The organism is Bradyrhizobium nivariense (assembly GCF_029846695.2).
GTDB lineage: Bacteria > Pseudomonadota > Alphaproteobacteria > Rhizobiales > Xanthobacteraceae > Bradyrhizobium.
The window spans coordinates 1-26,288 of the sequence record NZ_JARWCR020000064.1 but is presented as its reverse complement, the minus strand read 5'-3'; the positions used below and the strand labels follow the sequence as shown (position 1 = coordinate 26,288).

At 59.0% G+C, this 26,288-nt stretch carries 13 protein-coding genes and 6 pseudogenes; 13 read left to right on the top strand and 6 right to left on the bottom strand.

What is annotated here, in order from left to right:
• Positions 1 to 338: 338 nt before the first annotated feature.
• Positions 339 to 1,672: pseudogene (locus tag QCM77_RS35300) on the bottom strand (IS5 family transposase).
• Between the two features lie 653 nt (positions 1,673 to 2,325).
• Here QCM77_RS35300 and QCM77_RS35295 point away from each other — a divergent pair.
• The 4 genes from QCM77_RS35295 to QCM77_RS35280 all read left to right on the top strand — a co-directional run bounded on the left by QCM77_RS35295 (position 2,326) and on the right by QCM77_RS35280 (position 8,472).
• Positions 2,326 to 2,970: an effector protein NopP gene (locus QCM77_RS35295; RefSeq protein WP_280096052.1), complete on the top strand. Its 645-nt coding sequence runs from the start codon at positions 2,326 to 2,328 to the stop codon at positions 2,968 to 2,970.
• Between the two features lie 1,369 nt (positions 2,971 to 4,339).
• Entirely contained in the window at positions 4,340 to 5,176 is an 837-nt protein-coding gene (locus tag QCM77_RS35290) for an SDR family NAD(P)-dependent oxidoreductase (RefSeq protein WP_462804372.1), read from the top strand.
• A gap of 250 nt (positions 5,177 to 5,426) precedes the next feature.
• Entirely contained in the window at positions 5,427 to 7,193 is a 1,767-nt protein-coding gene (gene nifA / locus QCM77_RS35285; RefSeq protein WP_280096051.1) for a nif-specific transcriptional activator NifA, read from the top strand.
• Between the two features lie 412 nt (positions 7,194 to 7,605).
• Positions 7,606 to 8,472: an electron transfer flavoprotein subunit beta/FixA family protein gene (locus tag QCM77_RS35280; RefSeq protein ID WP_280096050.1), complete on the top strand. Its 867-nt coding sequence runs from the start codon at positions 7,606 to 7,608 to the stop codon at positions 8,470 to 8,472.
• Positions 8,473 to 9,040: 568 nt separating this feature from the next.
• On the opposite strand, the pseudogene QCM77_RS35275 reads toward QCM77_RS35280, so the two are convergent.
• From QCM77_RS35275 to gmd, 4 genes and pseudogenes are all read right to left on the bottom strand, one after another.
• Positions 9,041 to 9,998: pseudogene (locus tag QCM77_RS35275) on the bottom strand (MFS transporter).
• A 341-nt stretch (positions 9,999 to 10,339) separates the two neighbouring features.
• Complete coding sequence (gene glmS / locus QCM77_RS35270) at positions 10,340 to 12,166, bottom strand: glutamine--fructose-6-phosphate transaminase (isomerizing) (protein WP_280096049.1); 1,827 nt, start codon at positions 12,164 to 12,166, stop codon at positions 10,340 to 10,342.
• Positions 12,167 to 12,387: 221 nt separating this feature from the next.
• Entirely contained in the window at positions 12,388 to 13,365 is a 978-nt protein-coding gene (gene fcl, locus QCM77_RS35265; RefSeq protein ID WP_280096048.1) for a GDP-L-fucose synthase, read from the bottom strand.
• On the bottom strand, positions 13,346 to 14,431 hold the full coding sequence (gene gmd, locus QCM77_RS35260; RefSeq protein ID WP_280096047.1) for a GDP-mannose 4,6-dehydratase: 1,086 nt from the start codon (positions 14,429 to 14,431) through the stop codon (positions 13,346 to 13,348). The genes fcl and gmd overlap by 20 nt, the downstream gene beginning before the upstream one ends.
• 1,339 nt (positions 14,432 to 15,770) lie before the next feature.
• Between gmd and QCM77_RS35255 the strand changes: the two genes are divergently transcribed.
• The 7 genes and pseudogenes from QCM77_RS35255 to QCM77_RS35225 all read left to right on the top strand — a co-directional run bounded on the left by QCM77_RS35255 (position 15,771) and on the right by QCM77_RS35225 (position 21,920).
• Positions 15,771 to 15,959 carry a hypothetical protein gene (locus tag QCM77_RS35255; protein ID WP_280096046.1) on the top strand — a complete coding sequence of 63 codons (189 nt, stop codon included), beginning with the start codon at positions 15,771 to 15,773 and terminating at the stop codon, positions 15,957 to 15,959.
• A gap of 957 nt (positions 15,960 to 16,916) precedes the next feature.
• Positions 16,917 to 17,222, top strand: a complete 306-nt coding sequence (locus tag QCM77_RS35250; RefSeq protein WP_462804371.1) for a DUF7694 domain-containing protein — start codon at positions 16,917 to 16,919, stop codon at positions 17,220 to 17,222.
• 558 nt (positions 17,223 to 17,780) lie between these two features.
• Positions 17,781 to 18,302, top strand: a pseudogene (locus QCM77_RS35245) (radical SAM protein); the annotation flags it as partial.
• Positions 18,303 to 18,365: 63 nt separating this feature from the next.
• The gene (gene panD, locus QCM77_RS35240; protein WP_280096045.1) at positions 18,366 to 18,719 is read left to right on the top strand and encodes an aspartate 1-decarboxylase; all 354 of its coding nucleotides are present in this window, start codon (positions 18,366 to 18,368) and stop codon (positions 18,717 to 18,719) included.
• Positions 18,720 to 18,803: 84 nt separating this feature from the next.
• Positions 18,804 to 19,951 (top strand): annotated as a pseudogene (locus QCM77_RS35235) (8-amino-7-oxononanoate synthase).
• Complete coding sequence (gene bioD, locus QCM77_RS35230; protein WP_280096044.1) at positions 19,948 to 20,580, top strand: dethiobiotin synthase; 633 nt, start codon at positions 19,948 to 19,950, stop codon at positions 20,578 to 20,580. Before QCM77_RS35235 ends, bioD begins: the two are co-directional and overlap by 4 nt.
• Positions 20,580 to 21,920, top strand: a pseudogene (locus QCM77_RS35225) (adenosylmethionine--8-amino-7-oxononanoate transaminase). Before bioD ends, QCM77_RS35225 begins: the two are co-directional and overlap by 1 nt.
• A 362-nt stretch (positions 21,921 to 22,282) precedes the next feature.
• Here QCM77_RS35225 and QCM77_RS35220 read toward each other — a convergent pair.
• Complete coding sequence (locus tag QCM77_RS35220) at positions 22,283 to 23,365, bottom strand: IS5 family transposase (RefSeq protein WP_280096043.1); 1,083 nt, start codon at positions 23,363 to 23,365, stop codon at positions 22,283 to 22,285.
• Between the two features lie 606 nt (positions 23,366 to 23,971).
• Between QCM77_RS35220 and panB the strand changes: the two genes are divergently transcribed.
• Positions 23,972 to 24,841, top strand: a complete 870-nt coding sequence (panB, locus tag QCM77_RS35215; RefSeq protein ID WP_280096042.1) for a 3-methyl-2-oxobutanoate hydroxymethyltransferase — start codon at positions 23,972 to 23,974, stop codon at positions 24,839 to 24,841.
• A 1,079-nt stretch (positions 24,842 to 25,920) separates the two neighbouring features.
• Positions 25,921 to 26,178: pseudogene (locus QCM77_RS35210) on the top strand (transposase); the annotation flags it as partial.
• Positions 26,179 to 26,288: the final 110 nt, after the last annotated feature.

Here is a 26,288-nt window from a genome sequence, read left to right as displayed (position 1 = left end):
GTGCCCTCTGTGGTTGCCTCTCAACAAGAGGCCTGCCCCTTTACGGCACGTGATCGAGTGCGGTCTTCTGTCAGAGCTTCATATTGGCATTTCCAGAAGCCGCTGTCGGTGGAGTGCAGATCAAGTCCAAATCTCAACAGCGGGCGCATTGACGCTTGCTCTCGGCGCGCGCTATTCTGGTCGTCGCTTCTCACACCGCCTTCCGACGTCGGGCTGTTTACAGCAGGTCGGCCACGGAGCCGCAGCCGATCTTGCGGTTGGTCGCGGCGTTTAGGTTTGGTACGCAGGGGCATGAAGCATTCATTGGTCGTTCGTGAAGAACGTTTCTGAGCGCCGTTTTAGGCAAGGTGTGGATGCGATAGGCGGCGGCAGAGAATCCGCAACAGGACGCGTAAAAGTTCCTTGAACCAGTGGCGGAGCAGGCTGAAGTTGTAGCCGGCGGCGGCGAGCACGGCGTTGATGCGGTCGCCGTCGCGACCCTTGAGATGGTTGCGGCGCATCCGGTGGTCGTCCTTGAGATGGCCGATCACAGGCTCGACGGCGGCGCGACGCCGCATCTCGCGGCGGATGGCTTTGGTGACACGGCGAACCTGGCCGCTGATCCAGACCTTGAACCGGTCGGGATAGTTGTGGCCGCGATAGCCCTTGTCGCCGTGGATGCGGCGGGCTGCGACACCTGTGAGCTTTTCCAGATCGGCGATGACGGGGCCGAGCGTGTGGCCGTCATAAGGATTGCCGTGCAGGGCCTTGGCATGCAGCACGAACTGCCCGCCTTTGGGTGCTGTGGCAGATGTGGCAATGGAGACTTTGCAGCCAAACTCGTAAGGTGCCCGGGCCTTGCCTTTGCCGATGCACTCGACCTCGGGGGCGTGCAACGAGTAGACCTTGGGGCCGCGCTGACGCGGCTCTTGATGGCGAACCCGGTGGGCGAGATCGAGCAGCGGACCAAAGCGATCCTCAAGCGCTGGGTCGCCCTCGATCTTGCGTCTGATGTCACGGATGACGCGGCCAAGCCGGGTGCGCAGGAATTTGAGTTCTCGCCGGGCACGCTTGAACTGGTGGCGTGCGTGTAGCGCCCACCATGATGGCGGCGCGCTTGGCCACGCGCAGATAGCTTTGGCGCAGTTCGACGCACTCGCGTTTGGCCAAATCGACCAGTTTCTCGATCGCCCGGTGCATGAGCCGCACATCGCTCGGATGCGCGATCGCCTTTTCCTGGATGGTGGTGTCCACAATGACCCGCTCGAGATCTTTGGTCTCGATCGCCCCCGTTCGATGTGCCACCGAGAGGCTTTCTTGCAACAGCGCGGCGATCTGCTCCTCTCCCAGCCGCTGGCGCCAGCGGGTCAGCGACGAGCGATCGAACGGCAGGTCGTGCCGGAACACCACCTCGCCGCAGAAATACTGGAAATACGGGTTCTCGACCCACCTGTCGCACAGCGCCTCGTCAGAGAGATTGTGCATGTGCTTGAGGATGAACAGTCCGGCTACCAATCGTGTCGGCAAACGGTGGCTGCCCCGGGCCGAGGCGACACACCGAACTGAAGCGTCCCGCCAGGAAGTCCCAATCGATCTCCGCCGCCAGACGCACCAGCGGATGGCGAAGGTTGATGATCTTTTCCAGAGATGGACGAAACAGATCGTCCTGACGATTGTCGCGCGGCTGGCTCATGGGCTCTCCCCAACAGCGGATCTCGCCGTCAAAGGAATCACGAAGCCGCCAAATCCGGAATCCCAAAACGCCAGAAAACCCAGACCTACCCACGGTTTTCTTGCAAAATCGAATACTTGCTCACGTCAAATCACAGCGACGGATCAATCACTTCCGAATTCTTCACGGACGACTCATTGCGGCAAGCCCGGCGAAGCGCGTCGACTTGGAGCCGAAGCTGCAGTAGCAGGCCCCGCCGCCTCGAGCCAGAAAAGGGCCCTTTCTTTCTTTTCGTCCGGCGGACCTCGCAGAACAGATGCGGGGTTCGTCAAGCAGGGCCGCAACCTAATTTCGTTGACTTGATGCAATTCTAATTGGTTTGTGCGTCCGGGAGAACGCCTTCGTCGGCTAGTCGTCAACTAAGCAATTTATGGGTATCTGCCGGGCCTCGCTGGCCTGAACCCAATGCAAAAAATAGGAGAGCGAACAGTTATGTATGGTCGAATTGGTGGATCCTCCGATGCTACACGCATGACGCCAGCTGGCAAACCGATGCGGGAACCGAAAGCTTCGCTGACACGTTTGCACAGATGCGCTTAGACGGATCGACTTCTGGCGGAAGCTCATCTTCAGCGGGAGCACCAGCGTACTTCCTGAATGACAGACCTCCAGTGATGGAGATGGACATCACGTCTTTCAGGAGGGAAGCGAGGCAGTTTCATGGCGATAATATCATGCACATTGCCGAGAATCCACGAGAGTATTCGGAATTCGTATCCTCGAGGGCGAGACGCACCGCGGAAGTTGCTAAGCAATACGCGGTGAGGCGAGATTCGGACGAAGCGCGGTATTTCAGCTACCAGTTAGGAAACCAGAGCGCCGGACTGATGAGAACGGAAGGCGGGTTCAGCATGACTGAATTTGAATCGGACGATTGGCGACACCAGTTTCCTGGCGGGGCTGAGATTACCTCGATCGTGGATTTTCAGGTCGCTCATCCACTTGTCGAGAACGCTGGCGATATTCTGCTTGAGCATCAACTTCGGATCGATGGCGAACGCCCATTGCTGAATTGGCATCCGGACAATCCAGAAGCACAAGCCCGTGCAGCGAAGATGGGTTTCGTTCAACTGGCTGATGGAGGCATGGTACTCGACCCTGCGCAGCATCCCGACAAGTGGACGAAGAACAGTGCCGGTGAATGGCAGCGTGCGGACAAACCTCGACTCTATCTCTCCAAAGCTGAGGAGAACGGGAGCAGTGATACCGAGAACGCACCAGGTTCCCCCAGATACTCGTACGAGGATGATTTCATGTGACTAGCACTGTTGTTGGATGTAGCCGCAATGATGGCGGCCGCATCCGACTGCAGGAGTCCTATGGTCACGCCCGCGTGAAGCGGAGAGCGTGATTTAGTTGACCACGAAAGCTAGGCACGAAGCTTGCGGCGCGGCATTGAGTGCTGGCCGCCAGCTACGTGCTGGCGGGCCAAGGAGATCGCGCAGGCCGGCCTGGCCGAGCCTGACGTCGACCGGGGAATGGCCGAGCGTGCTCGCCGTTTCCAAAATCCAGCGCTCGGCCCATCACTGCGACATCGTCGAGACCCAAAACGACCGCGAGTGATGCCGCGACGATGCTCGAACAACCCGCGCTCCTCTGCCTCCGCAATCCCGACCAGTTCCGAGGACGCGAGCGCTACCAGTTTAGCGCGCGGACCAAAGGGGTGCCTTATTCCACGCCGAACCACTTACCACGAGGCTGCTCGGGCTAATCAATGGCCTGCCGAGATCATCGGCCTGATAGTGCTGGCCTCGACCCATCTGCTTGGCGAGGTATATCGCAGAAACGAAACGGTGGTGATTTCCGCCCCGGGTGCGACGCCTGGCCGGCCGACTGTTAATACGGCTGCTTCTGCGACGGATGCGATGCCGGCACGATCAGGCGTGCGGGTGCGAAGCCTCGGCCAATACCGACGAGCGCCAGCGGCTTGGCTACGTAATGCTTCGCGCCACCATGCGTAAGCCGTGTCGTCCGGAAGGGCTATGGCCGTATCATCATCGTAGCCAAAAACTGCCATCCCCGGGCAGACGGCGAAGAGCACAGTGATTGCTGTCCGGCGGTCAACGCAGCAGGCCAGTCACGTGTGAATGTCCCAGCAGCAACAAGGGCGCGCCCGGTGGATAGATCGCCTTTGCTGGGCAATCGTTTTGCCACTAACTAGTCTTCTTATTCATTCATGCGCCCATCGCGTCCTTTTTGTTGGACCTTGCGAACAGCAAGACCTCTGGCCCGTATCGGATTGATCAACAGCCGCATGTGCGCGCGCGCACACTGCGGCCGAGAAGGAATTGCACGAACTAGCATCGGTCCTGATCTCCGCCAAAGGGAGCTGATCTATCTTCCCTGGCGAATGAGCCTCAGGCCACCTGGGGAGAGCGATGTAGTCAGCTCGCGGTGCAAACGCCGGCCTCTCGACTCGAAGATCGAGCCCGCACGCATTTGTAACGCGCACGGAAACACGACGATGGTCCTGCCATTGCCGGGGCGTTGCTATTGTCGAAAAGCGAACAGGCGAGATGTTCGGAATCTGCCATTTGGGGGGTCAAACCGCGCCAGTTGTGCTCTGCATCGATCTGGCCCGGATCCTGCACCAGGTGCATAGCCGAGGAGAGCGGACGGGAGCGGCATGTGAATCTAGGTCTACCAAATGACAAAGCGGTCGCAGCTCAATCGTCGGAAACGGACCCGGGCGGTCCAATTCACGCCGATCGAGCGCGCCGCCTGCTGCGTGAGCGGAAGACGCTGGTATTGACCGGAGCATCGCGCGGTATCGGTCGCGCCACCGGAAAATTGTTTTCGGAAGCCGGTTGGCGCGTCATTTCTTGCGCGCGCCAACCATTCGACGCGGTGCGCTGCCCTTGGGACTCGGAGGACGGCAGCTATATCAAAGTCGACCTGAGCGACCATCGGACGCTGCCGCGCGTGATTGCCGAGATCAAGGAGTGCCTTGCCGGCGCACCGTTGCATGGCCTGGTAAACAATGCCGGAAATTCACCAAAAACGCCGAACGGTGCCCGGCTGACGTCGCTGGCGACCTCAGTCGATACCTGGATGAGCGTCTTCCACCTCAATCTGGTGGCGCCGATCCTGCTCGCCCAAGGTCTGTTCGATGAGCTAAAAGCGGCTTCAGGCTCGATCGTCAATGTGACTTCGATCGCCGGCTCGCGGGTGCATCCATTTGCAGGCACGGCATATGCGACTTCGAAAGCTGCGCTCGCTTGTCTCACGCGCGAAATGGCGCACGATTACGCCTCACATGGCATTCGCGTCAATGCGGTCGCGCCCGGAGAAATCAAGACGGACATTTTGTCGCCTGCCACGGAAGCGCATCTTGTGCCAAAGATCCCACTTCGCCGAGTGGGTACACCCGAAGAGGTCGCCAAGGTCATTTTCTTCCTATGTTCAGATGCGGCAAGTTATGTCACTGGCGCCGAAGTCCCGATCAATGGCGGACAACACTTGTGATGAATTTGCCCTTGGCGAAGCCCGGTTAATCTGAGCCTCATGGATGGAACTCATTTTGGCCAGGGCGAATCCGCGCAGGGAGTTGGAAAGAATAACGCAGCAAACCTAGTCACTGTAGGTGCTGCCGACGTGCCATGAAGAGGCGTCATCTCTCGCCCCGCCCTGAGAACCGGATGTCAGATCGAGAGGGCATGCAACAAGAGTCCGATCAAGGTCATGGGAGGATCAAGAAAGAAACGGAGAAGTCGTTATGCTGGACAGCGTTTCCCTGCGCGAGAAACTAAACTCAACCTCCGACGCGGACCCTTCCGGTTATATTGTGCCGTCGCAAGAGAAATCGCTAAGCACGATCTTTGAAATAGCGCACACGCTCACCGGCCTATCCCGGCTCGAAGCCAAGTTGGAGAGTGTCATCGAGCGTCTGCAATCGCTCGTGCAGATGCGCCGCGGCATCGTGTGTCTCTTCGATCATGACGGCGTGCCCCAGATCATCGTAGGCGACGGTCAGAACGAAGGCCGCGATTCCCGCTGCGGGGTGCGCTTGCCGCAAGGAGCAATTGATCAAATCGTGGCGTCGGGGCAGCCGCTCATCGTCGAGAACGTAGCGCTGCATTCGGCCTTCAGTCCATCCGACGTCGAGATGCTAGATGCCGCCGGTAATACGCGTGTTGCGTTCATCGGCGTTCCCATAGATATTGACGAGAAGGTTGTGGGTACGCTGAGCATCGACCGCGTCGCAGATAACGGGACGCGTGCGCAGTTCGAGGACGACCTCCACCTGCTGACCATGGTCGCTGGCCTTCTGGGTCGGACTGCGAAGCTGCATCACGTTTTTGAGCGCGATCGCGGGCGCCTTATGGACGAGGAATTGCGGCTGCAGAAGCAGCTGTCCGAACCAAAGCCTCATGGGCGGGAGCGTAAAAAGGTCCAAGTCGATGGAATTATCGGCGACAGCCCGGCGCTGCGCACGTTACTTGAGAAGATCGAGGTGATCGCAAAATCCAACAGCACGGTTCTGCTGCGTGGCGAATCGGGTACCGGAAAAGAGCTGGTCGCGAAGGCGATTCACGAGCATTCAGCGCGCGCCAAACGCCCCTTTATCAAGCTGAATTGCGCAGCCCTGACTGAGACGGTGCTAGAATCCGAATTGTTCGGTCACGAGAAGGGGGCGTTTACGGGTGCATTCAACGCGCGCAAGGGTCGCTTCGAGCTCGCCGACAAGGGAACGCTGTTCCTAGATGAGATCGGTGAGATCTCGGCGTCGTTCCAGGCGAAGCTCCTGCGCGTGCTTCAGGAGCAGGAATTCGAGCGGGTGGGCGGCAATCAGACGATCAAAGTCGACGTCCGCGTGATTGCAGCCACGAACAAGGATCTTGAAGAGGCGGTGGCAAGGAGGGAGTTTCGTGCCGATCTCTATTACCGAATCAGCGTGGTTCCTCTGCTACTGCCGCCCCTGCGCGAAAGACGCACTGATATTCCGCTTCTCGCCGCTCGCTTCTTGAAGAACTTCAACAATGAAAACGGCCGTGCTCTGGTGTTCGATTCAAGTGCGATTGAGATCCTCATGAGTTGCGAATTTCCCGGTAATGTCCGCGAGCTGGAGAACTGCGTGCAGCGGACCGCGACCCTCGCGCAAGGATCGTCGATCGTAAGACACGATTTTGCATGCTGTCACGGGCAATGCCTGTCGGCCAAGCTATGGAAGTGTGGACTGAACTGTGGACCGGAGGAAATGGCGCGACAGCAGAGCCCCAATTTCTCACTGCCCGCGAGGCTGAGCATGCCGCCTCCAGAAGCTATAACAGCCGTTCAGCCGGTCAGTAGCGAGCTGACACCGCTAGGGCCACCGGGGCGACCCGCGGTGGGTGCTGCGAAACTCACCGATCGCGAGCGCGTCATCGCAGCCATGGAAAGATCCGGGTGGGTACAGGCGAAGGCGGCGCGCCTGCTTGGACTAACCCCGCGCCAGATTGGCTATGCCTTGCGAAGACACGGTATCGAGATCAAGCGCTTCTGAGCAAAGCGTCGGGCTCGCTCCTCTCTCGCGCTCGGCCGACTGGGATAGGAGAGCGTGGCAAGAGGCGGTTGCCAGCTCTGATGCATGATGCGGATGCTAGCCTCATGCCTTGGTTGGGATACGCTTGCCGGTGAAGTGTAGGGCGTCTTCGCGTCGGCTGGTCTTGTCATCGTCTGCTTGCAACGTATTCGCCCTGAAAACTGGCTTGGCGTGAAACCGGCGCGTGATTGCTGCGGCTCCGTTGCTGCCCGTAACTCAGATCAGCCTAAGATCACGCCCATGCTCAAGCCGTCGCAGTTGCGACAACCGACTCGCCGTCAGTCTTTGCATGCCTTCCTGATCAGCGAAACGCCTGGGATGGTATGACATTTGCTGCTCGTCGGGAGCCGGCTCAGCATCTTAGGAGAAGTACATGCACAGCATCGTCTGCATCAAACAGGTCCCCGACTCCGCTCAAATCCGCGTGCACCCTGTTACGAATACGATCATGCGCCAGGGCGTGCCGACAATCATCAACCCATATGATCTCTTCGCACTGGAAGCTGCGCTCGAGCTACGAGATAGGTTCGGCGGCGAAATTACCGTTCTCACAATGGGGCCGCCGTCGGCCGAAGAATCTCTCCGAAAGGCACTGACATTTGGTGCCGATCGCGCTGTCCTGCTCACCGATCGTAGCTTCGCGGGCTCCGATACGCTGGCGACGAGTTACGCGCTGGCGTGCGCGATTCGCAATATCGGGAGGGAATATGGCCCGCCGGACGTCATATTCACCGGCAAGCAGACGATCGACGGCGATACGGCTCAGGTGGGGCCTGGCATTGCAAAGAGGCTCGGGGTCCAGCAGCTTACTTATGTTTCCACAATCAAAGCGTTGAACTTCAAAGTACACACGATCGAGGCGGAACGGCGCTGCGAAGGCGGCGTCCAGGTGCTGCGTTCCAAGCTGCCGTGTCTCGTCAGCATGTTAGAGGCAACCAATCAAATTCGCCGCGGTGCAATGATAGATGCGTTGCGTGCCGCCCGTGCCACAATCGTAAAATGGAGCGCCCAAAATGCCGGCGTGGATGACATGGCCAAATGCGGTCTGAGGGGGTCGCCGACCGTCGTCAAACGTGTTTTCGCGCCCTCCCCACGAGCGGAGAAGGCGACGTGGGTGGAGGCGGCCGAGCAGCCGGCGCAAGCATTGATCGACGCCATGTTCAATCGTAACCCTATGCTTGAGGCGGAGCTCGCACAGCTCGCGCGCGGTACCTCATCTGCGCAAGCTAGCGGTGCGTGAAGTCGCGGCTGATCGAGCGGAGCCGGCGATGGCCGGATCGTGGTCAAGCATGGCCCGTCGCTCGGTTGCACGAGGCCGCATTGATCTTGTCGGCCGCTCCTCTCCAAATACGATAAGGATGAGCATTCGACTTGCGTATCTGAGCGCCGAGAGGCAGGTATCGGATCAACATACCAGACGTCTCGTTACGCTAACGTTTGGCGACCTGCGATACACCAATTCACTGGAGAATTCATGGAGCCTGAAGACGCGCCCGTTCAGTTTGTGTGGCAGCCGCATAGAGCGCCCGCTGAATTCACCGCGTGACTGCAACCTGCGGGCATTATCATCGAAGGTTCGACCACAGGACGGAATCGAAGTTAGCTGATCATGCTCAGCCATTCCCGGTCAACATCATCGCCAACTCGTCCCGATACTGCCCCAGATCGCATAGGAAGAACCGTGACCGGCAGAGTAGCCCGCGCACCACCGTAAGATCATCAAGGACCGTCACGCACCAAGTTCAATTCGGTTTTGGGCCGTCAACGTCCCGGTGGGCGCGCATGCTAATACGCGAAAAATTGCACGGTTAGGGCCGTGTTAGACCGCTCGAGTCGCGAGGGCTTCGCAACTCTCTTGTGTTTCCTGGATAGATCGTCAGTGCGGCGATGATGCCGAGCAAAGCTGCAAACATCAACCAGAAACCGGGGGGGGGCGCCTCATCATCGGTCCGTTCGATCAGCCACGTCGATGCGAGCGGCGTAAACGTGCCTAAGAGAGCCTGCGGCGAGTGCGAAGGGCTAAAGAAAAGCAGGTTATGCGAACGTGCTTCGGCACGATTTCAACCAGAGCGTCCAACAAGGCGCCGCGCTATAGGTGCCAAAGTAGAACGAGAACATCATCTCCACTGCCAGCATCTTGCCAAAGCTTGGGTCGGTCACAAGCCAAGGCAACGCGAGATATACGGTCACCAAGGCGAGGCCGGCAATCGTCAGCAGGACCGGCTTGCTCAAAAAAATATCGGATAAGAGCCGCGATCAAAGATCGCAACCTGCTGGCTCGATGACTGAAACGAGTGTAAAAGCGCGGCTTCCCGTTGTGGCAATCTCGGAGAGGTAGACGGAAACGCCGCCAACCCCAACGCCGGCAGAAAAGAGCTGCAACAGCCGTCCGAACAGCGCGATCACGGGTGCGGCAATGCCGATCGTCGCTTAGCGGGGAAAAAAGGCGATGATGATGGTGCCAATCGCCATGATCGAAAGCGTAATGATCAGGCCTTTGCCCCGACGGCCAATCTGGTCAATATAGGCTCCAAGCACGATCGCGCCAACAGATCGCATCAAGGCACCGAGCCAGAACACACCGAAGGTGTTAAGCAGTGAAGCCGTTTCGCTTCTGATGGAAAAGAACGCGTTTTCGATGGCACTGGCGTAGAACCCGAACAAGAAGAAGTCGAAGTGCCCGAGAAAGTTGCCGCTCGTCGCACGTAAGATGGCGCCAATGCGCGATTTGGCATTTGACCCGTGCGCAATGGACGCTGGTGACAGGACGAGGTTCCTCTCGGTTTGAAATGGCCGGTTGCCGGAAAATCTCATGCCAGCCGAGTGCAGTTTCATGGCCGCGAATCTGCCATCAGGCACTATCGGCCCACCCGTAAGCGCCTGACGGATCCGACTCCTTTTTGCCGGAAGACGGGCCAGCCTCTAACCTCATGAGCCGTAGATTTTGCGCACGAGTCCCAGCTTCCCGACCATGGACCGGCACAACCAAATACGCCATGCGAGGGCGTCGGGCCTCGAGCTGGGCGGCACATCATGATGAGATCTGCCGGGGCTTTGCGCGCCTTCCGTATCTGACCCACGCCGATTCCAGGTGGCGTCACCTTAGCTTATTCGACGGTAACCGATTTCGCAAGATTTCGCGGTTGGTCGACGTCCGTGCCCATCAAGTTGGCCGTGTGATAGGCCAGGAGCTGCACCGGAATCGCATAGACAATGGGCGTAAATGTTGTCTCCATTTCCGGCAGCACGACCGTCGCGAGTGTATCCATGCACACCTCCGCGGCTCCGGTAGCGTCCGTTATCAAGATAATCTTGCCGCCGCGTGCGGCGACCTCCTGCATGTTCGAGATGGTCTTTTCGAAGAGCCGGTCGCAAGGAGCGATGACGATGACGGGAACGCTCTCGTCGACCAAAGCGATGGGGCCGTGCTTGAGCTCTCCGGCCGCATAGCCAGCGGCGTGAATATAGGAGATTTCCTTCAGCTTCAGGGCCCCTTCCAGCGCCAGTGGAAACGACGTGCCGCGACCAAGATATAGCACGTCACGCGATTTTGCGATGTCGCGTGCGAGCTTCTCGATCTGCGGCTCGCTGGCAAGCGCCGCTGTAACCAGCCGGGGAATTTCGATCAGCGCTCGCACGAGATCGACCTCGTCGCTCTCCGACAATTCACCCCGCCCCTTGCCCGCAGCGACTGCAAGCGCCGCCAGGACGACAAGCTGGCATGTGAACGCCTTGGTGGAGGCAACGCCGATTTCAGGTCCGGCGAGTGTCTGCAACACTGTCCCGCTTTCGCGCGCAATGGTCGAACCCAGAACGTTCACGATCGATAGCGTATGCAGGCCTTGAGACTTGGCGTAGCGGAGGGCGGCCAGCGTATCGGCCGTCTCGCCGGACTGCGAGATGAAGATAGCAAGATCTCCCCTGCGCATCGGTGCCTCACGATAGCGAAACTCGGAGGCGACATCGAGCTCGACCGGAATACGAGCCAGCCGCTCGAACCAGTATTTGGCGATATGGCCGGCATATCCTGCCGTACCGCAAGCCGTGATCGAGATCTGTCCGATCGCGTTGAAATCGAACGGAAGCTGCTGCGGCAGTGCGACGCTCTCGTTGGCGATATCGACGTAGTGCGCCAGCGTCTGCCCGATCACCTCTGGCTGTTCGTGGATTTCCTTCGCCATGAAGTGACGGTAGTTTGCTTTGTCGACGAGAACCGACGACGTGGCAGATTTCACCACCTCCCGGCGGGCGACTGTGCCTTGTGCGTCGTAAACCACGACGAAGTTGCGGTTGAGCACAGCCCAATCGCCGTCCTCAAGGTAGGTGATCAAGTCGGTCAGGTGCGCGAGCGCGATAGCATCCGATCCGAGATACATTTCGCCTTCGCCATGGCCGATCGCAAGCGGTGAGCCCTTCCGCGCGCCGATCATGAGGTCGTGTTGCCCCTTGAACAGGATTGCAAGCGCAAACGCGCCCACTAGCCGCGGCAGCGACGCTTTTACTGCGTCCTGCGGCGAGCAGCCATTTTTCAGATATGAGTCGATAAGATGCGCCACCACCTCGCTGTCTGTTTCAGAGGCGAAATAGGCGCCATGCTGTTTCAGCTCCGCGCGCAGCTCGCGGAAATTCTCGATAATGCCGTTATGGACGACTGCAACATTATCCGTTGCATGGGGATGAGCATTATGCTCGGTCGGCTTGCCATGGGTAGCCCACCGCGTGTGCCCAATCCCGGCATGGCCTGAGAGCGGATGGCGGCGAACGCGTGTCTCCAGGTTCCTCAGCTTGCCCTCGGCACGCCGAAGCTCGATATAATTTCCTTTGAGCGTTCCGATGCCTGCTGAGTCGTAGCCGCGATACTCCAGTCGCTTAAGTGAATCGATGAGTCGATCCGCGACCGGACCGCGCCCCAAGATGCCGACAATCCCGCACATGCTAATCAGTTTACCTCAAGTGCAAACAGAGTGCGCCGCAAGGCGCGCCTGACCAATTCGCTCGCTCTAGCTATGGGCCAGTCTAGCCCGTGCCTGCCCTCCATCGGGGCACGCGTCACCCGGCGGCGCGCGAGCTGCAAGCAAACACGTGGAGCCCTGGCGAATTCGCCGGAAGATCGTAAAGCAACTTTCTGGAGCCGAACAATGAGCGCCATCAGCGCCTAGCAGCTGCATGGTTCTCTCCTTTTGTCCGATGTAGCCGATGCCGCCAAGAAGGCTTGGTAGGCCTGCCGCATTCCATGTGTGAGCCATGTCCTCGCGCACCAGCCGAGGCTCGCGAGACGGCTGACGTCGAGCAGCTTGCGCGGCGTGCCGTCGGGCCGGGAGGTATCGAAACTGATCTCGCCGCTGTAACCGACGGTTTCGGCGACCACGCGCGCAAATTCGGCGATGGTGATGTCCTCGCCGGTGCCGATATTGATCAGCTCGGCACTCGAATAGGTCTTCATCAAATGCACGCAGGCATCCGCCATGTCGTCGACATAGAGGAACTCGCGCCGTGGCGTGCCGGTGCCCCACACAATGACACTCTTCGCGCTCGAAACCTTGGCCTCGTGGAAGCGGCGGATCAGGGCCGCGACGACGTGACTGAGCTCGGGATGATAATTGTCGCCGGGGCCGTAGAGATTTGTCGGCATCACGCTGATGAAGTCGCTGCCATACTGGCTGCGATAGGCCTCCGCCATCTTGATGCCGGCGATCTTGGCAATCGCATATGGCTCGTTGGTCGGTTCCAGCGGGCCGGTCAGCACGGAGTCCTCGCGTAGCGGTTGGGCGGCCAGCTTCGGATAGATGCAGGACGAGCCGAGGAACATCAGCTTCTCGGCGCCGTTTTGATGCGCGGCACGGATCACATTGGCCGCGATCGCGATGTTGTCGTAAATGAACTCGGCGCGCAGCGTGGCGTTGGCGACGATGCCGCCGACTTTTGCAGCGGCAAGGAACACGACTTGCGGCCGGGTCCTCGCAAACCAGTTGACCACGGCGGCCTGGTTGCAGAGATCGACCTCGCTACGGTCCACCGTCAAGAGCTTCACATCCTCTCGCGCGAGCCGGCGTACGAGCGCGCTGCCGACCATGCCGCGATGGCCAGCGACGTAAACGCTCTTGCCGTTGAGCTCAAACGGTGCGTTTGGCATTGGTCGCATCCCGGTTTGCCTCCGCCAGATCGCTCGCCACCATCTCGGCGACGAGTTCCGCAAAACTCCGCTTCGGAGTCCAGCCGAGCACCTCGCGTGCCTTGGTGGCATCGCCGACGAGGAGATCGACCTCGGTGGGGCGGAAGTAAGTGGGATCGATCTTCACCAGGGTCTTGCCGCTCTTGGCATCGATTCCGGTCTCGTCGACGCCTGCGCCGCGCCATTCGACGCGACGGCCGACCTGCGCAAAGGACAGCTCGACCATCTTCCGCACCGAGCGCGTCTCGCCGGTGGCGAGCACGAAATCGTCCGGCTTGTCGGCCTGCAGGATCATGTGCATGCCCTCGATATAATCCCTGGCATGGCCCCAGTCGCGCTTGGCATCGAGATTGCCGAGATAGAGCGTCTGCTCGAGCCCGACCTCGATGCGCGCCACGCCGCGCGTGATCTTGCGGGTCACGAAGGTCTCGCCGCGGGTCGGGCTCTCATGGTTGAACAGGATGCCGTTGGACGCAAACATGCCGTAGGCCTCGCGGTAGTTCACCGTGATCCAGTAGCCGTAAAGCTTTGCGACGCCGTAGGGCGAGCGCGGATAGAACGGTGTGGTCTCCTTCTGCGGGATCTCCTGCACGAGGCCGTAGAGCTCGGAGGTCGAGGCTTGGTAGAACCGCGTCTCCTTCTCCATGCCGAGGATGCGGATTGCTTCCAGGAGCCGCAGCACGCCGATGCCGTCGGCGTTGGCGGTGTATTCGGAGCTTTCGAAGCTGACGGCGACGTGGCTTTGGGCCGCGAGATTGTAGATCTCGGTCGGCCGGATCTGCTGCACCAGGCGGATCAGATTGGTCGAGTCCGTCATGTCACCGTAGTGCATCAGGAACGGCACCTTGCCGACATGCGGGTCCTGGTAGAGATGGTCGACGCGCGCGGTGTTGAACGAGGACGAGCGCCGCTTGATGCCGTGCACGATATAGCCGAGCGACAGCAGATGTTCGGCGAGATAGGCGCCGTCCTGTCCAGTCACGCCGGTGATGAGAGCGACCCGCCGTTTGCTCGCTTGGTTTGACAAATCTTTTCTCTGCGCATGTTAATGTCGTCCCGCGATCGACGACCTGTAATCGCGTCGGCCTCCGATGCGGAAGCGTCACGCTCTCGAAGCACCGAATTCTGGACGTGTATAGACCGTGTATAGACTATGCATCGATCGCTCAACTGTACGGAGGTAAACGTTCCACATCGAAACGGTTTTGAAGGACTATACGAAAGTTTGTAATCCGGCGGATTTCGTTCGGCTTCGTCGGGTGTCGCTCCACTGCTTGGGGGCGACCAGTGGAATTGCGGCGCGGACAGGTGGTAAGCGACCGGTCGGGACCGAGAAGCCGTTCCACTGTCTCTGCTTGCGCAACTCGCGCGGCGAGCCAGGCCATAGGATGGCCGCCTCGGACATGCGACCTGCTCGAAAGGGCCGATCGTTGGGCCCGAATGAGGCAGGCATGCAGTCGGGCTCCTTGAGCTTTCGATGCGCATATCGAGGAGGCAGTGGTAGTCTCTAAGGCCTGAACCCTCCTGAGATTGCTCAGCAAGCTGTGAGCCAGCTCATAATCCGACCAGCTTTCGTACGATGGCCCAATCATTGCAGCCAGGCATGACGAAGATGTCGCGATAGGAGGATGCGTACCAAACACTGTGCCGACGTGTATGCCGACAGCTGATCGGTTTCCGCGCGAGCAAGCCATTCGTAGGTTCGCGGTAGGTGGATCACGACCACCTGTATGGCCTCCAACTTCCATTCCACTGTGAGCAGCGAAGCGCTGAGCTCCGGAAGGCGATCTCCGCCATGAGCAATATCTCAAATCGGGCAATCGCCACCGGTGATGCTGCTCCGATCTTAGTATCCGGTTCTCCTGCACTCCCCGTTTCATCGCGAGATCTTGCAATGATTCGCCGAGGCTACCCCACTGAGGCGTTTCGAGGCATCGCGGGTGTTCTGCAATCTGAGCTCCAAATGACACACTCCCAATTGGTTGCCCGGAAGCTGTTGTACGTGCCAGGCACGGTCGTCAGCTGTATCGAAGACCTTACAGTCTGACGCTACGTCCGATTCAAGCCCTTACGTCGAGAGTCGCGCATTTGGCGCGCGATCTGACGCGAACCCCCAATGAGTCCAATCTCCACTATCATTGTGCGTTGGCGTGGGATTTCCAAGCGGGCGTTCTCGACCAAGAAGACCGCAGTCAAGCTCACTCGACGCGCTTGCGTCTACTGCGAGTGGTTTGTCGCATCTCAGACATTGACAGAGCGGGCGGCAGATGACGGCAAATGAGGTGCTTTTGCGAAAGCCAACCTACGGGATCTTACGTAGGGCATGTGTCGCATTCTCTTGATCTAAAAATGACATCGTCTTTTGCATGAAGCAGAAGAAGCCATTCCCCGACGCCAAACATTGGCGAGGCCGTGCGGAAGCGACGCGAGTAAAAGCGGAGTCGCTCAAGGACGACATATCCAGACGCAGGCTCCTCAAGATCGCCAAGGAATATGATAAGCTGGCTCGCCGCGCGGAGAAGCGGCAAAGAAATGAGGTTGACGGGAAGTTCTGATCCCCGCCGGAGCGAACGGTTGCATCGAAGGTCAAGGCGTTGTGATCGCAGCGCAAGCCTCGCCGTCGGACGGCTCTAGGGCAAACGCCCTGATCGGTAACGCCAATGAGCGAGGCTGCTCAAAAGTGCGGTCAGCGCGTCCGAGCCTCTGGCCGTGTATCGCTTGTGAGTCAAGGGTGGCCGGCCACTTAGATGACGCATTGACGGTGTCTCAGGCGGCAAGCTGGCTAACTGCTGGACATGGGAAGGAATGAGATGGATGCCCGCCGTCTGATCGTCGCAAGCGCGAAATTACAAGCCTCTCGCTCGACGAACTGGCGAAGCATTGGCATCACTTTGCATCATCTGCTGACGCCGGCGACGTGTCTTTGGGTGGCAAAGTAACCGGTTCGCCGGATCATGCTACGCGAATTGGCTTCCGCCGCCATTTTGGCTGTGAGGCGTTTCAGTCGAGCTCTGGTATCTTGGACCAAACACGGATAGCTCAACGCCATAACGTTGCGGCTTACTAAGGCGAAGCGGCGAGCAGAAGCTCCTGCTGGCAGGCTTGCGGAGCCAAACCATCGTAGACGTCTGCGCGGATCGTCAGCATGAGGCGGGTTCGCAACGAAGTCACGCATGACGAGAAAATCCAAGCGAAAATCATAGTCGAAAAACCAACCACAACAGAACTCTCCGGTGGACGATTCCGGACAGAACCGATGTTCTTCATCCAGGTAAGTTCGGTGCAGATGATCAGGAGTATTTGGGACTGCCCATGCCAGGTGGCAACCGCTCGATATATCAGTCGGAGGACACGAGCGGTGCCGGCGTCAACTCTATCGGCCGAAGCAAGGAGGAACGCGTGAGGAAGCAAATTGTAGAAAGACTCCAGGCAGGGCGCGTCGGCGATGGCCGATTCACCACCGCACCGGGTTCTGGTCCTTTCGCTCACTTCTTCGTGCAGGGGCCTTGTGGATGTCACCTCAAGATTATCGGCTTCGTCCGTCCGGGATGGGTGCATGGCTCGGTGTCGGCGCGACGGCGACCTCCAAGCTGGCACGAAATGTACCTCGTCAAAGATCTGTTGTGGATCAGGAGGAATGCGTGATGCAGCTGCATCCTCCTCGCTCTCAATATGTCGACATTAGTCGCTATTGCCTGCATCTCTGGAGGCGGATACGTCAGCTCATCCCGGTGCCTCCGGCAGCCTCCGCCGGCATCGTCGGGCTCGGGCCGTCTCAAGCGGCAACTCTGTTTGGGCAGATGAGTGCGGTCTCATAACGGATTTCGCCGCGTCGGTGTTTAAGTCGAGTGGCGGCAAAGGACACTGCTGCTCCTACCGGCGGCGAGCACACCGTCGATGGAGCCTAGGTGACCTAATGGTGCACAGGCTCGCCAAGGGCGTGCGGGTCACCACTCTGCGCCCCAGAGTCCAACCCGCTGCGCTTCTGAAGGCGGCGCGGGGCAGCGCTCGCACAAGCGGCGCGTCCGAACACCGTTATTGTGCGGAATGCGACGTGCATAACCGCACCGACGAGGAATCGGCCGGGGGGACGAATAGAGCAGGTCCGTGGATCCACTATATATGGCGCGCGGCAAAACACATTAGTATCAGGAAAGGATCCTATGGAGCGCAACCACGTACGCATCGGCTAGTTGCCTGAGTGAGGGGCGCTGAGGAGTGTTGTTGCGCGTTCCTCGATGCTGCGAGGGAATCCTGCGTGAGAGGCGGCTATAAGCCTGATATGAGCGCCATCCCGGCGCAACTCGGCGATAATTCTCGTTTAATACCGGGCAAGAGTATTGCTTTGCGGGGCTACGCACGATGGTGTCGTCTATATGAATGAGCGAAAGTCTCGGGGGGCTGTGGAAGTCGAAGGCAATAGCGGCCGCAACGGCGCGCCGGTCCGCCGCGACTGGGAATGTGCCGAAGCGGGAGAGCTTGACGAGCTGCCATTTGCCGAGCTCCTATTTCACGGCCAGACCGTTCGTCGCGACAATTTCGATCCAAACCACGTCGAAACCGCAAGCTTGCTCAGCGTCAAGACCGGCGGTTGTCCTGAAGACTGCGCCTACTGCGCACAGGGCGTGCATTACGACACTGGCCTGAAGGCGACTCGCTTGATGGATCGCGCGGATGTGGTCGCCGCCGCGCAGCACGCCAAGGCCGCCGGGGCGATTCGCTTCTGCATGGTCGCGGCCTGGCGCAGTCCAAAGGACCGCGATCTCGATCAGGTCTGCGACACGATTGTCGCCATTAAACGTGTTGTCATGGAGACGTGCGTAACGCTCGGCATGCTCACGCCAAAGCAGGCCGCACGGCTCGCCGACGTCGGCCTCGACTTTTACAATCACAACGTGGCCTTCGCATAGGTTTTCAAACCGATAAAGGTGCTGCGCGCAAGCGATCAGCGTAGGTGAAAAATGCAGATTGTCTTGATGAAGGGAACGATTCATTGCGCCTCGGTAACTGAAGCCGACCTGCAATATGAAGGCTCGATCTCGATTGATCGCGGGCTCCTGGACGCGGCCGGTATCCTGATCAACGAACGCGTCGAACTCTACAATCTTGAGACGGGGGCACGCTTTGCAACGTTTGTGACAGAAGCGCCACAAGGATCCGGCACCGTAGACGTGAACGGTGCGGCGGCCCGACTGGCGATGCCCGGAGATAAGATAAGTATCGTCGCATACGCGTCGTTTGACGAGGAGGATGCAAGAATCTTCAGGCCGCGCATTGTGCTGGTTGATCGAGAAAATCGCATCCTGCCGGTTTGAATTCAAACGGCCAACGCGGGAAGGCCCTGTTCTTCGCCGCCAGTTGGAGTTTTGCGGCGTCCATCGTTGCTCAGCGAGTGAAGAATGAGTTCCGTCATTGCCGCTAAACCAGCCAGCTATGTGGCAGGCTTGGATGCGCTTAAAGAAGACGATCGCCTGCGCGGTATCATGCCGCGCATCGGTACCCACTTTCCATCAAGCGATGATCTGGCCCTGGCGGACGCGCCGCGCATGAAAATGGCCATTCTGACCGGGCTGGAAGCCGGTACTCCGATCGGAGCCGGCGGGTCACGGCTTCTGCGCGGCAACTATGAGGAGCACGAATGCCTCGAGGCAGAAGCAGCGCGGTTCTTCGGGGCGCAGACCGCGCTTTTCTTCGGCGGTGGCTATTTCGCAAGTTTTCCAGTGCTGACAATGCTGCCGCAACGGCACGACCTGCTTTGAGGCTCTGGTTCACGCCAGTACTCATGAAGGGGCGCGAGCTGGCCGAGCCGCTTTCAGTATCTGCGCCCATAAGGACCCGCAGGCTATCGAGAGCGAAATTCGCGACTGGCGTGCCGCGGGCGGAGCCGGGCAGGTCTGGATCGTAGTCGAGAGTCTCTACAGCATGGATGGCGATCCCGCACCGCTTGAAGATTTGCTCGCGATCGCGGACCGGCGCGATGTGTTCTTGGTCGTGGACGAGGCGGATGCCACCAGTGTTTGCGGCGAGCAGGGACGAGGTCTCACAGCGCCCTATGAAGGACGGGAAAATCTCCTCGTTGTTCATAGCTGCGGCAAAGCGCTGGGAGCTGCCCGGGCGCTTGTCACCGCCTCTGGCGTGCTGTCGCGACTTCATAATCAAACGCTGTCGCCTGCTTGTTTTCGCGACCGCCCCTTCGCCGTTAATGGCGGTGGCCGCATGGGAGACTCTGTTGATCCTGCAGGAGGAGCCGGAGCGCCAACAGCGTCTGACGAAGCTTGTCGCGTTGACGCATTGGGAGATCGTTGCGCGAGGCGAGAGAAGTCCTTCGAACTCGCTGATCCTGCCTTATATCGTTGGCGAGAATGCCCGCGCCATGAGGCGAGCCCCGCGCTACGGGCTCGAGGTTGACATCCGAGGAATCAGACCGCCAACGGTGCCGGCCGGCACGGCCCGTTTACGAATTTCACTGACGTTTAACGTCGGAGAGGAAGAGGTACGTGCGATGCTCGATGTGCTCGCTGAGGAGACGAGGGGCGGATCTCGATGAGTCAGCGGATCGTGGTGACCGGCACAGATACTGGGATCGGCAAAACTGTCTTTTCGGCAGGCCTTGCCCATCTCCTGGGCGCGAATTACTGGAAACCAATTCAGGCCGGTCTTGAAGGAGAGACCGATAGCCAGCTGGTCGCACGACTGGGCGGTCTGTCGGCCGATCGGATCATTCCGGAGCGTTACCGCCTTAGAACGCCCGTTTCCCCGGATCATTCCGCCGAAATAGACGCAATTCGCATCGATCCCGATTCGCTCGTGGTGCCGGATGCCGGGGCGCGACCGCTCGTCATCGAAGGCGTCGGCGGACTGATGGTGCCGCTGCATTCCAGCGCACTTTACATCGACGTCTTCGAGCGGTGGCGGCTTCCCGTCGTGCTTTGCGCCCGCACGCAACTCGGGACCATCAATCACTCTCTGCTGTCGATAGAGGCCTTGCGAAAGCGCCAGATCGAACTTCTTGGGATCGCATTCATCGGGGAAAGAAATTCTGAAACTGAGAGCGCAATTTGTGACATCACGCGGGTGCGTTGGTTAGGACGGCTTCCCTGGATTTCTCCTCTGACGGCAGACAGCCTGCAGGCTGTCTTCAAGGGCTCGTTTATCCCCGGCGATTTCGAGCCTTGATGCCAAACAAGAGGTGGCCAATTTGGCATCCATTCACGCAGCATGCTCTTGACAACGAAATGACCAAAGTTGTGCGTGGCGACGGTGCTTATCTCTACACTGCGCCCATCGAATCAACAATGAAATCTCATCCTGGTGGGTCGTCACCCACGGCCATCGCCATCCGCAAATCGTGAGCGCGATTCAGAAGAACAGGCCGGCAAGCTGAACCAAATCATTTTCGCCGGCTACACCCACGATCCGGCTGAAGAGGTCGCTCGGCTCCTTTTGAACCTCGCACCCCCCAAGGCGTCGAACATGTTTTCTACTCGGATAGTAGCTCAGCCAGCGTGGAAGTCGCCTTGAAGATGGTACTCGGCTATTGGCACAATATAGGCGAACAGCGAGCACGCATCGTTGTCATGCAACACTCCTATCAGGGTGACGCCTTCGGGCGATGTCAGTGGGGGCCCGCGGTGTCTTCAACGCGGCGTACGGCCCTTTCCTCTTCGACGTGACCTCAATCCCGTTCCCTGCGAGCGGTCGTGAGCAGGCGACCTTGATGCGCTTGAGTCAGCATGTCGGAACGAAAATAATGCCGCGGCCTTTATCGTCGAGCCACTGGTATCAGGGGCAGGCGGAATGTTGATGTACCAAGCTTTGAAGCTAAGAGAGATGAAGCGAATCTGCGAGGCGTCGGACGTCCTGTTCATTGCCGATGAGGCATGACGGGCTAAGGCCGCACCGGAATATTCTTCGCCAATGTCGGGCCAGATATAGCGTGCTATTCGAAGGGTCTCGCGGGAGGAGCGCTGCCGCTCGCCGTGACAGTCTGCCGGGCAGAGATTTTCGATGCTCATTATTCAAAAGACCTTACGCGCACATTCTTTCACTCGAGTTCGTATATGGCAAATCCGGTCGCCCATGCGGCCGCCAGGGCTAACCTGGATCTGTGGAAAGGCTAGGAAAGTCACCGGCGCATCGCTGCGGTCGCAACCATGCAAGAGCTGGCAATTGAAGCATTCCGCGCTGATCCGCGCTTTGCAAACGTTCGCCGTTGCGGCACAATCACAGCACACGATCTGAAGACGAGAGAGACCGGCTATCTCGCAGGCGTCGGCCCGAAGCTTCACGCCCTCTTTAAAGACCGCAATCTCTTGCTGTGCCCATTCGGTGATACGATTTACATGATGCCGCCGTATTGCGTAACAGCAGGAGACCTGGACGAAATATATGAGGCGTCTGTGACGTGCCGATGCGCTGGCCTGAAGACGCGCGCGGGAGTGCAAGATCCAGGAGTTCCAGCTGTCGTCCGCTTCTCGAACGACTTGAGAGAGCCTTACCATAGACTGCCTACGTAATGGACGATTGTTGCCTCGCATCCTGCAATGTGGGTGCGGCCGGCCGGGAGACCGCGGGCTTCGCCGGCCGGTCCACAGTGTGACCGCGCGTTCGTTTTCAATCCGATCGCGTCATTGCGATTGGGTACCCGTTGATCAGTATGGATGCCTGCGCGAATTCGCCACGAGGTGATGAAGTTATGCGCCCATTGGTGGCGGCCTGTTGCGGAAGGTCGTTCGTCATTTTGATTAGCAGTTTGCTGAAAAACCCAAGGATTTGAGTTTTCTTTGTCTCGGTAAAGGCCGTCGATCGAGTTTCAGGTGATGGGGTCGCCAGTTCGAGGCTTTTTTTTGCGTGAGGGCGGTGTTGCCGCCCGATACGGCTACGCAAGCAGTTTGGGAATGCGGATCAGATTATAGGCGATCAGATTGAGCAGGAAGTCGGCGGCGACGCGAGCGATGCCACGATGCTTGGTCTTGCGCTTTGTCCCATGCTGCTTGCCCCAGCCGAAGATGCACTCGACCATGGCTCGGCGTGATTGCGACATGCCATAACCCTGATGCCGCGTGGTTCGTTCGTCGATCGCGCTGTTGCGGGTCTTGCCGGTTTTGGTGACGGCCTGGTTCTGTGTCACATGCGGCGTCACGCCGATGGCGCGAAGGTTGGCGACGTGATCGGCGGTATCGTACGCCTTGTCCTCACCAGCCGTGATGCGACGGCCCGCGGCTTTGCGTCTGGCCTTCAGCATGGTCTCCGAAGCCCGGCGTTCGGCGGTGCCATTGGCATGCGTGACTCTGCCAGCCACCGCCAGCCCATGCCGGTTCTCCATGGTGGCGTGGCCCATATAGCAAAGCTTGGCCTCCCGTCCGGCCGCCTTGCGATAAAGCCTGCTGTCCGGATCGCTGGTGCTGGCATGGGTGTCGTTCTTGCGCTTCTGGCCGTGGAAGTTGGCGCCGTCATCATCGCCGCCGCTGCCGTCCTTGGGGCGAAAGCTCTTCTGCGAAGCCCAGGCTTCGATCAGCGTTCCGTCCACCGAAAAATGCTCATCCGACAATAGGGGTTTGACCTGCGGATGGTTCAGAAGCCTGGTCATGAACTTCGTGAACACATCGCCGTTCTGCAGCCGCTCCCGGTTCTTGGTGAAGGTGGTCGGGTCCCAGACCGGATCGTCCGGCGACAGTCCCACGAACCAGCGGTACAAAAGATTGTAGTCCAGTTGCTCCATCAACTGGCGTTCCGAGCGGATGCCGTAGAACACCTGTAGCAACAAGGCGCTCAACAATTGCTCCGGCGGGATCGAAGGACGCCCCTCGCTGGCATAGAGCCTCCCAAAGCTGCGGTTCAAATCACTCAAAACATCCCGGACAAGTTCCCGGACCTTCCGCAGCGGATGGTTCGCTGGCACTCGCTTATCGGGCGCGATGTACGAAAACAGCCCGCCCTGATCCGTAAACCTGCCGCGCATGATCGCCTCCGCCGATTCGAGATGATAAAGTGAATCATCAAGCCCCCTCCGTGGCGAGGGGGTTCTTCAGCAAACTGTTAGAGGAGATCGGCCTGGACGGCGGATCTTATCAAGAGGCGGCGCACGCGAAGATGGTGGACACGTCATCCGCATTCTGGAGTGTGCGGCAGCCGTGCGAGCGCCGGTGCATCTTTCCTATTTCGCTCGCCTGGATCACGGTCGCTGCGGAATGTGCCTGCAGTCCGCCGAAGCCGCGGCTTTGAGCGCCATAAGCCAATCAGCAGCCATACGAAATGGACATGCCGCCTTAACGTGGGCTTTGACACGTAGATCGGAGCCTCATAAGGACATTCACTGTCGCCGCTTGCGTGGATCGTCTCCAGGCCGCCGTTTTGAGTCGCAGAATGTTTGGATGGTGGAATCCCAGAACCACATCGCAGAGGAACATCTTGAAAGAGTTTGTTTGCTGATCGCGCAATCATTGGAAACTTGTGCTTTCCAACTTCTCAGTGACGCGACTTTTCGGCCTCCCTATTGACAGAGACCATTTGCTCTTCCAAGGGAAAGGCCATTTCCAGAGACATGCGCGGCCGGGTCAGATCGAACATGAGTCACATTTCGCAGCTGTCAGTTGAGCGCGTCACGATTCCCGTTCTGCAACGATTCAAAGAGGAAAGGCGCGCCATCGTCATGACCACGGCTTATGATGCGGTAACGGCACGTATCGCCGATCCTGTGGTCGACGTCATTCTTGTTGGCGATAGCGTCGGCAATGTATGCCTTGGGTTTGATGACACTTTACCGGTCAGCATGGCGATGATGAATCACCACCTGGAGGCGGTCGCGCGGACAAGGCCTCGGGCCATGCTTGTAGCTGACATGCCGTTTCTTAGCTTTCATCTCAGTCCCGACGACACGATACGCAACGCTGGAGGCTTCCTGCAGCGTGGCGCCGACGCCGTCAAGCTTGAGGGAGGGGGTAAGCGTGTCGAGATGATCCGAGCCTTGGTGAATTGCGAAATTCCCGTGATGGGCCATCTTGGTCTCACGCCACAAAGCGTCAACGCAATGGGTGGCTTCAAGGTACAAGGCCGGAACGCGGACGATGCCCTACGTCTGCTTGACGATGCGCACCAGCTACAGCAGGCGGGATGCTTTGCTCTTGTCCTCGAAGGTATCCCGGCTGAGCTCGCTGCCCGAGCGACTGAATCTCTAACCATACCAACGATTGGGATCGGAGCGGGTCCAAGTTGCTCAGGCCAAGTTCTAGTGTTCCACGACGTGTTGGGGCTCGCAGGAAGCCATTATCCAAAATTCGTGCGTGTCTATGTTGAGGGCCATCAGCTGCTGCAGGAGGGCCTCTCGCGCTGGGCAGCTGATGTCCGTAGCGGAGCATTCCCTGCGGCGCAGGAGTCATATCGGATTCCGGACGGCTTGCGCGGGGCGATCGTAAATTGGACGCCCAAGTCAAGCTAGTGCAAGGTCCAACATGCAAACGAGCAAGTACGGTCGGGGAACTGCGCGGCGCCCTTGCAGAGGAGCGCCAGTCCGATAACGAGGCGGGGCCCGCTGCGACGATAGGTTGGCCGCACGATCGTCATCTCGCCCTGGCCGAAAGCTCGACGACCTCCGTTATCACCGTTAGTGAGCGCCTTCCTCGCACCCGCTCCAGTTGAGGCCAAATGAGGATCTCGGCAGATAGTCTCGTGACTTCCCAAACGGTGAGAAGCCGTGCCGCGAAGCGGGGCGGGTTCGTCTCTGCGCCAGTTCCCGGGAGACTTGTCCGGCTTTATTTGAGACCCCGTCGAACCGGCGAACCCGCCAAGCCTCTGCACGCTTGCATTCTCGCGGCCTTGCAAAGTACGTGTGCAAGCTGTTCTATCGTGCAGCCATTGTCGCATGCATTGGACAAAAGGGGTCAACAACGCGCGGTCGTGCGCCGCATGCTAGTGAATCTAAATCTTCCGATCGAGATCGTCACCGTTTCGAGACGGTGAGAACCCGACAGGCTCGCGATGAGCAATCGCGATCGCCTCCTCGAACAAGAACGGCTTGTTGGTTTCCGAGGGCCTTTTACTTCGGGCAGCTGCGGGTCTAGACGGAGATTTGAACGACTGGGAGGTTTCGGGTTCAGTACGGCAGTCGAAGAAACCATCTTGCTGAGTGTGAATGGATTGGGTTCGATTCTAAATCGAAAACTGGCGGCTAATAGACGACTGGTACAGCGAAGCAAATCTCACGACACGCGACCGTATTTGGATGGGCGGCAATGGGCTGAGTTCGCCGCTGCCATACAAACCGAGAGCAATACACGCTCGATGGGGTTGCTCTTATGCCGATCATCGCCTCGACGGCAGCACGCCGTCGCCGCCCGGATCTGGGTTCGAAAGCTATTCCAGCGGCGTCACAAGTCGACGCTATCGGCACCCTGCCTTACTCAAACGATCAAATGGATACAGCTAGTTCATAGAGCCGGACTCGCAAATTTGAACAGGACGCTAAGTGGAGTTTCTGCCTGACGGCGGGCACGATAAGCCCGCGAATCAGGAGAGACCATGAACAGACGACCGCGCCGGAACCACACTCCGGCCTTCAAGGCGAAGGTGGCGCTTGCCGCCGTCAAAGGCGACCGGACGATAGCTCAACTGGCCGAGCACTTTGATGTTCACCCCAATCAGATTACGGCGTGGAAGGCCCAGCTGGAGGGTGGCGCTTCCGGAGTTTTTGGACCTGGGGGCACGGCGCCTGCCACGCCGGCGGTCGATGTGAGGTCGCTGCACGCCAAGATCGGGGAGTTGACGCTGGAGAACGATTCCTAAGAAACGGCACCAGCTCCCGGTTCCAAGGGGTGCAGGACAAAGCCGAATGCCTTGGCACGTCGGTGCAAATTGTTGATCACTCGCGTCCGATAGCGTGTCTCATA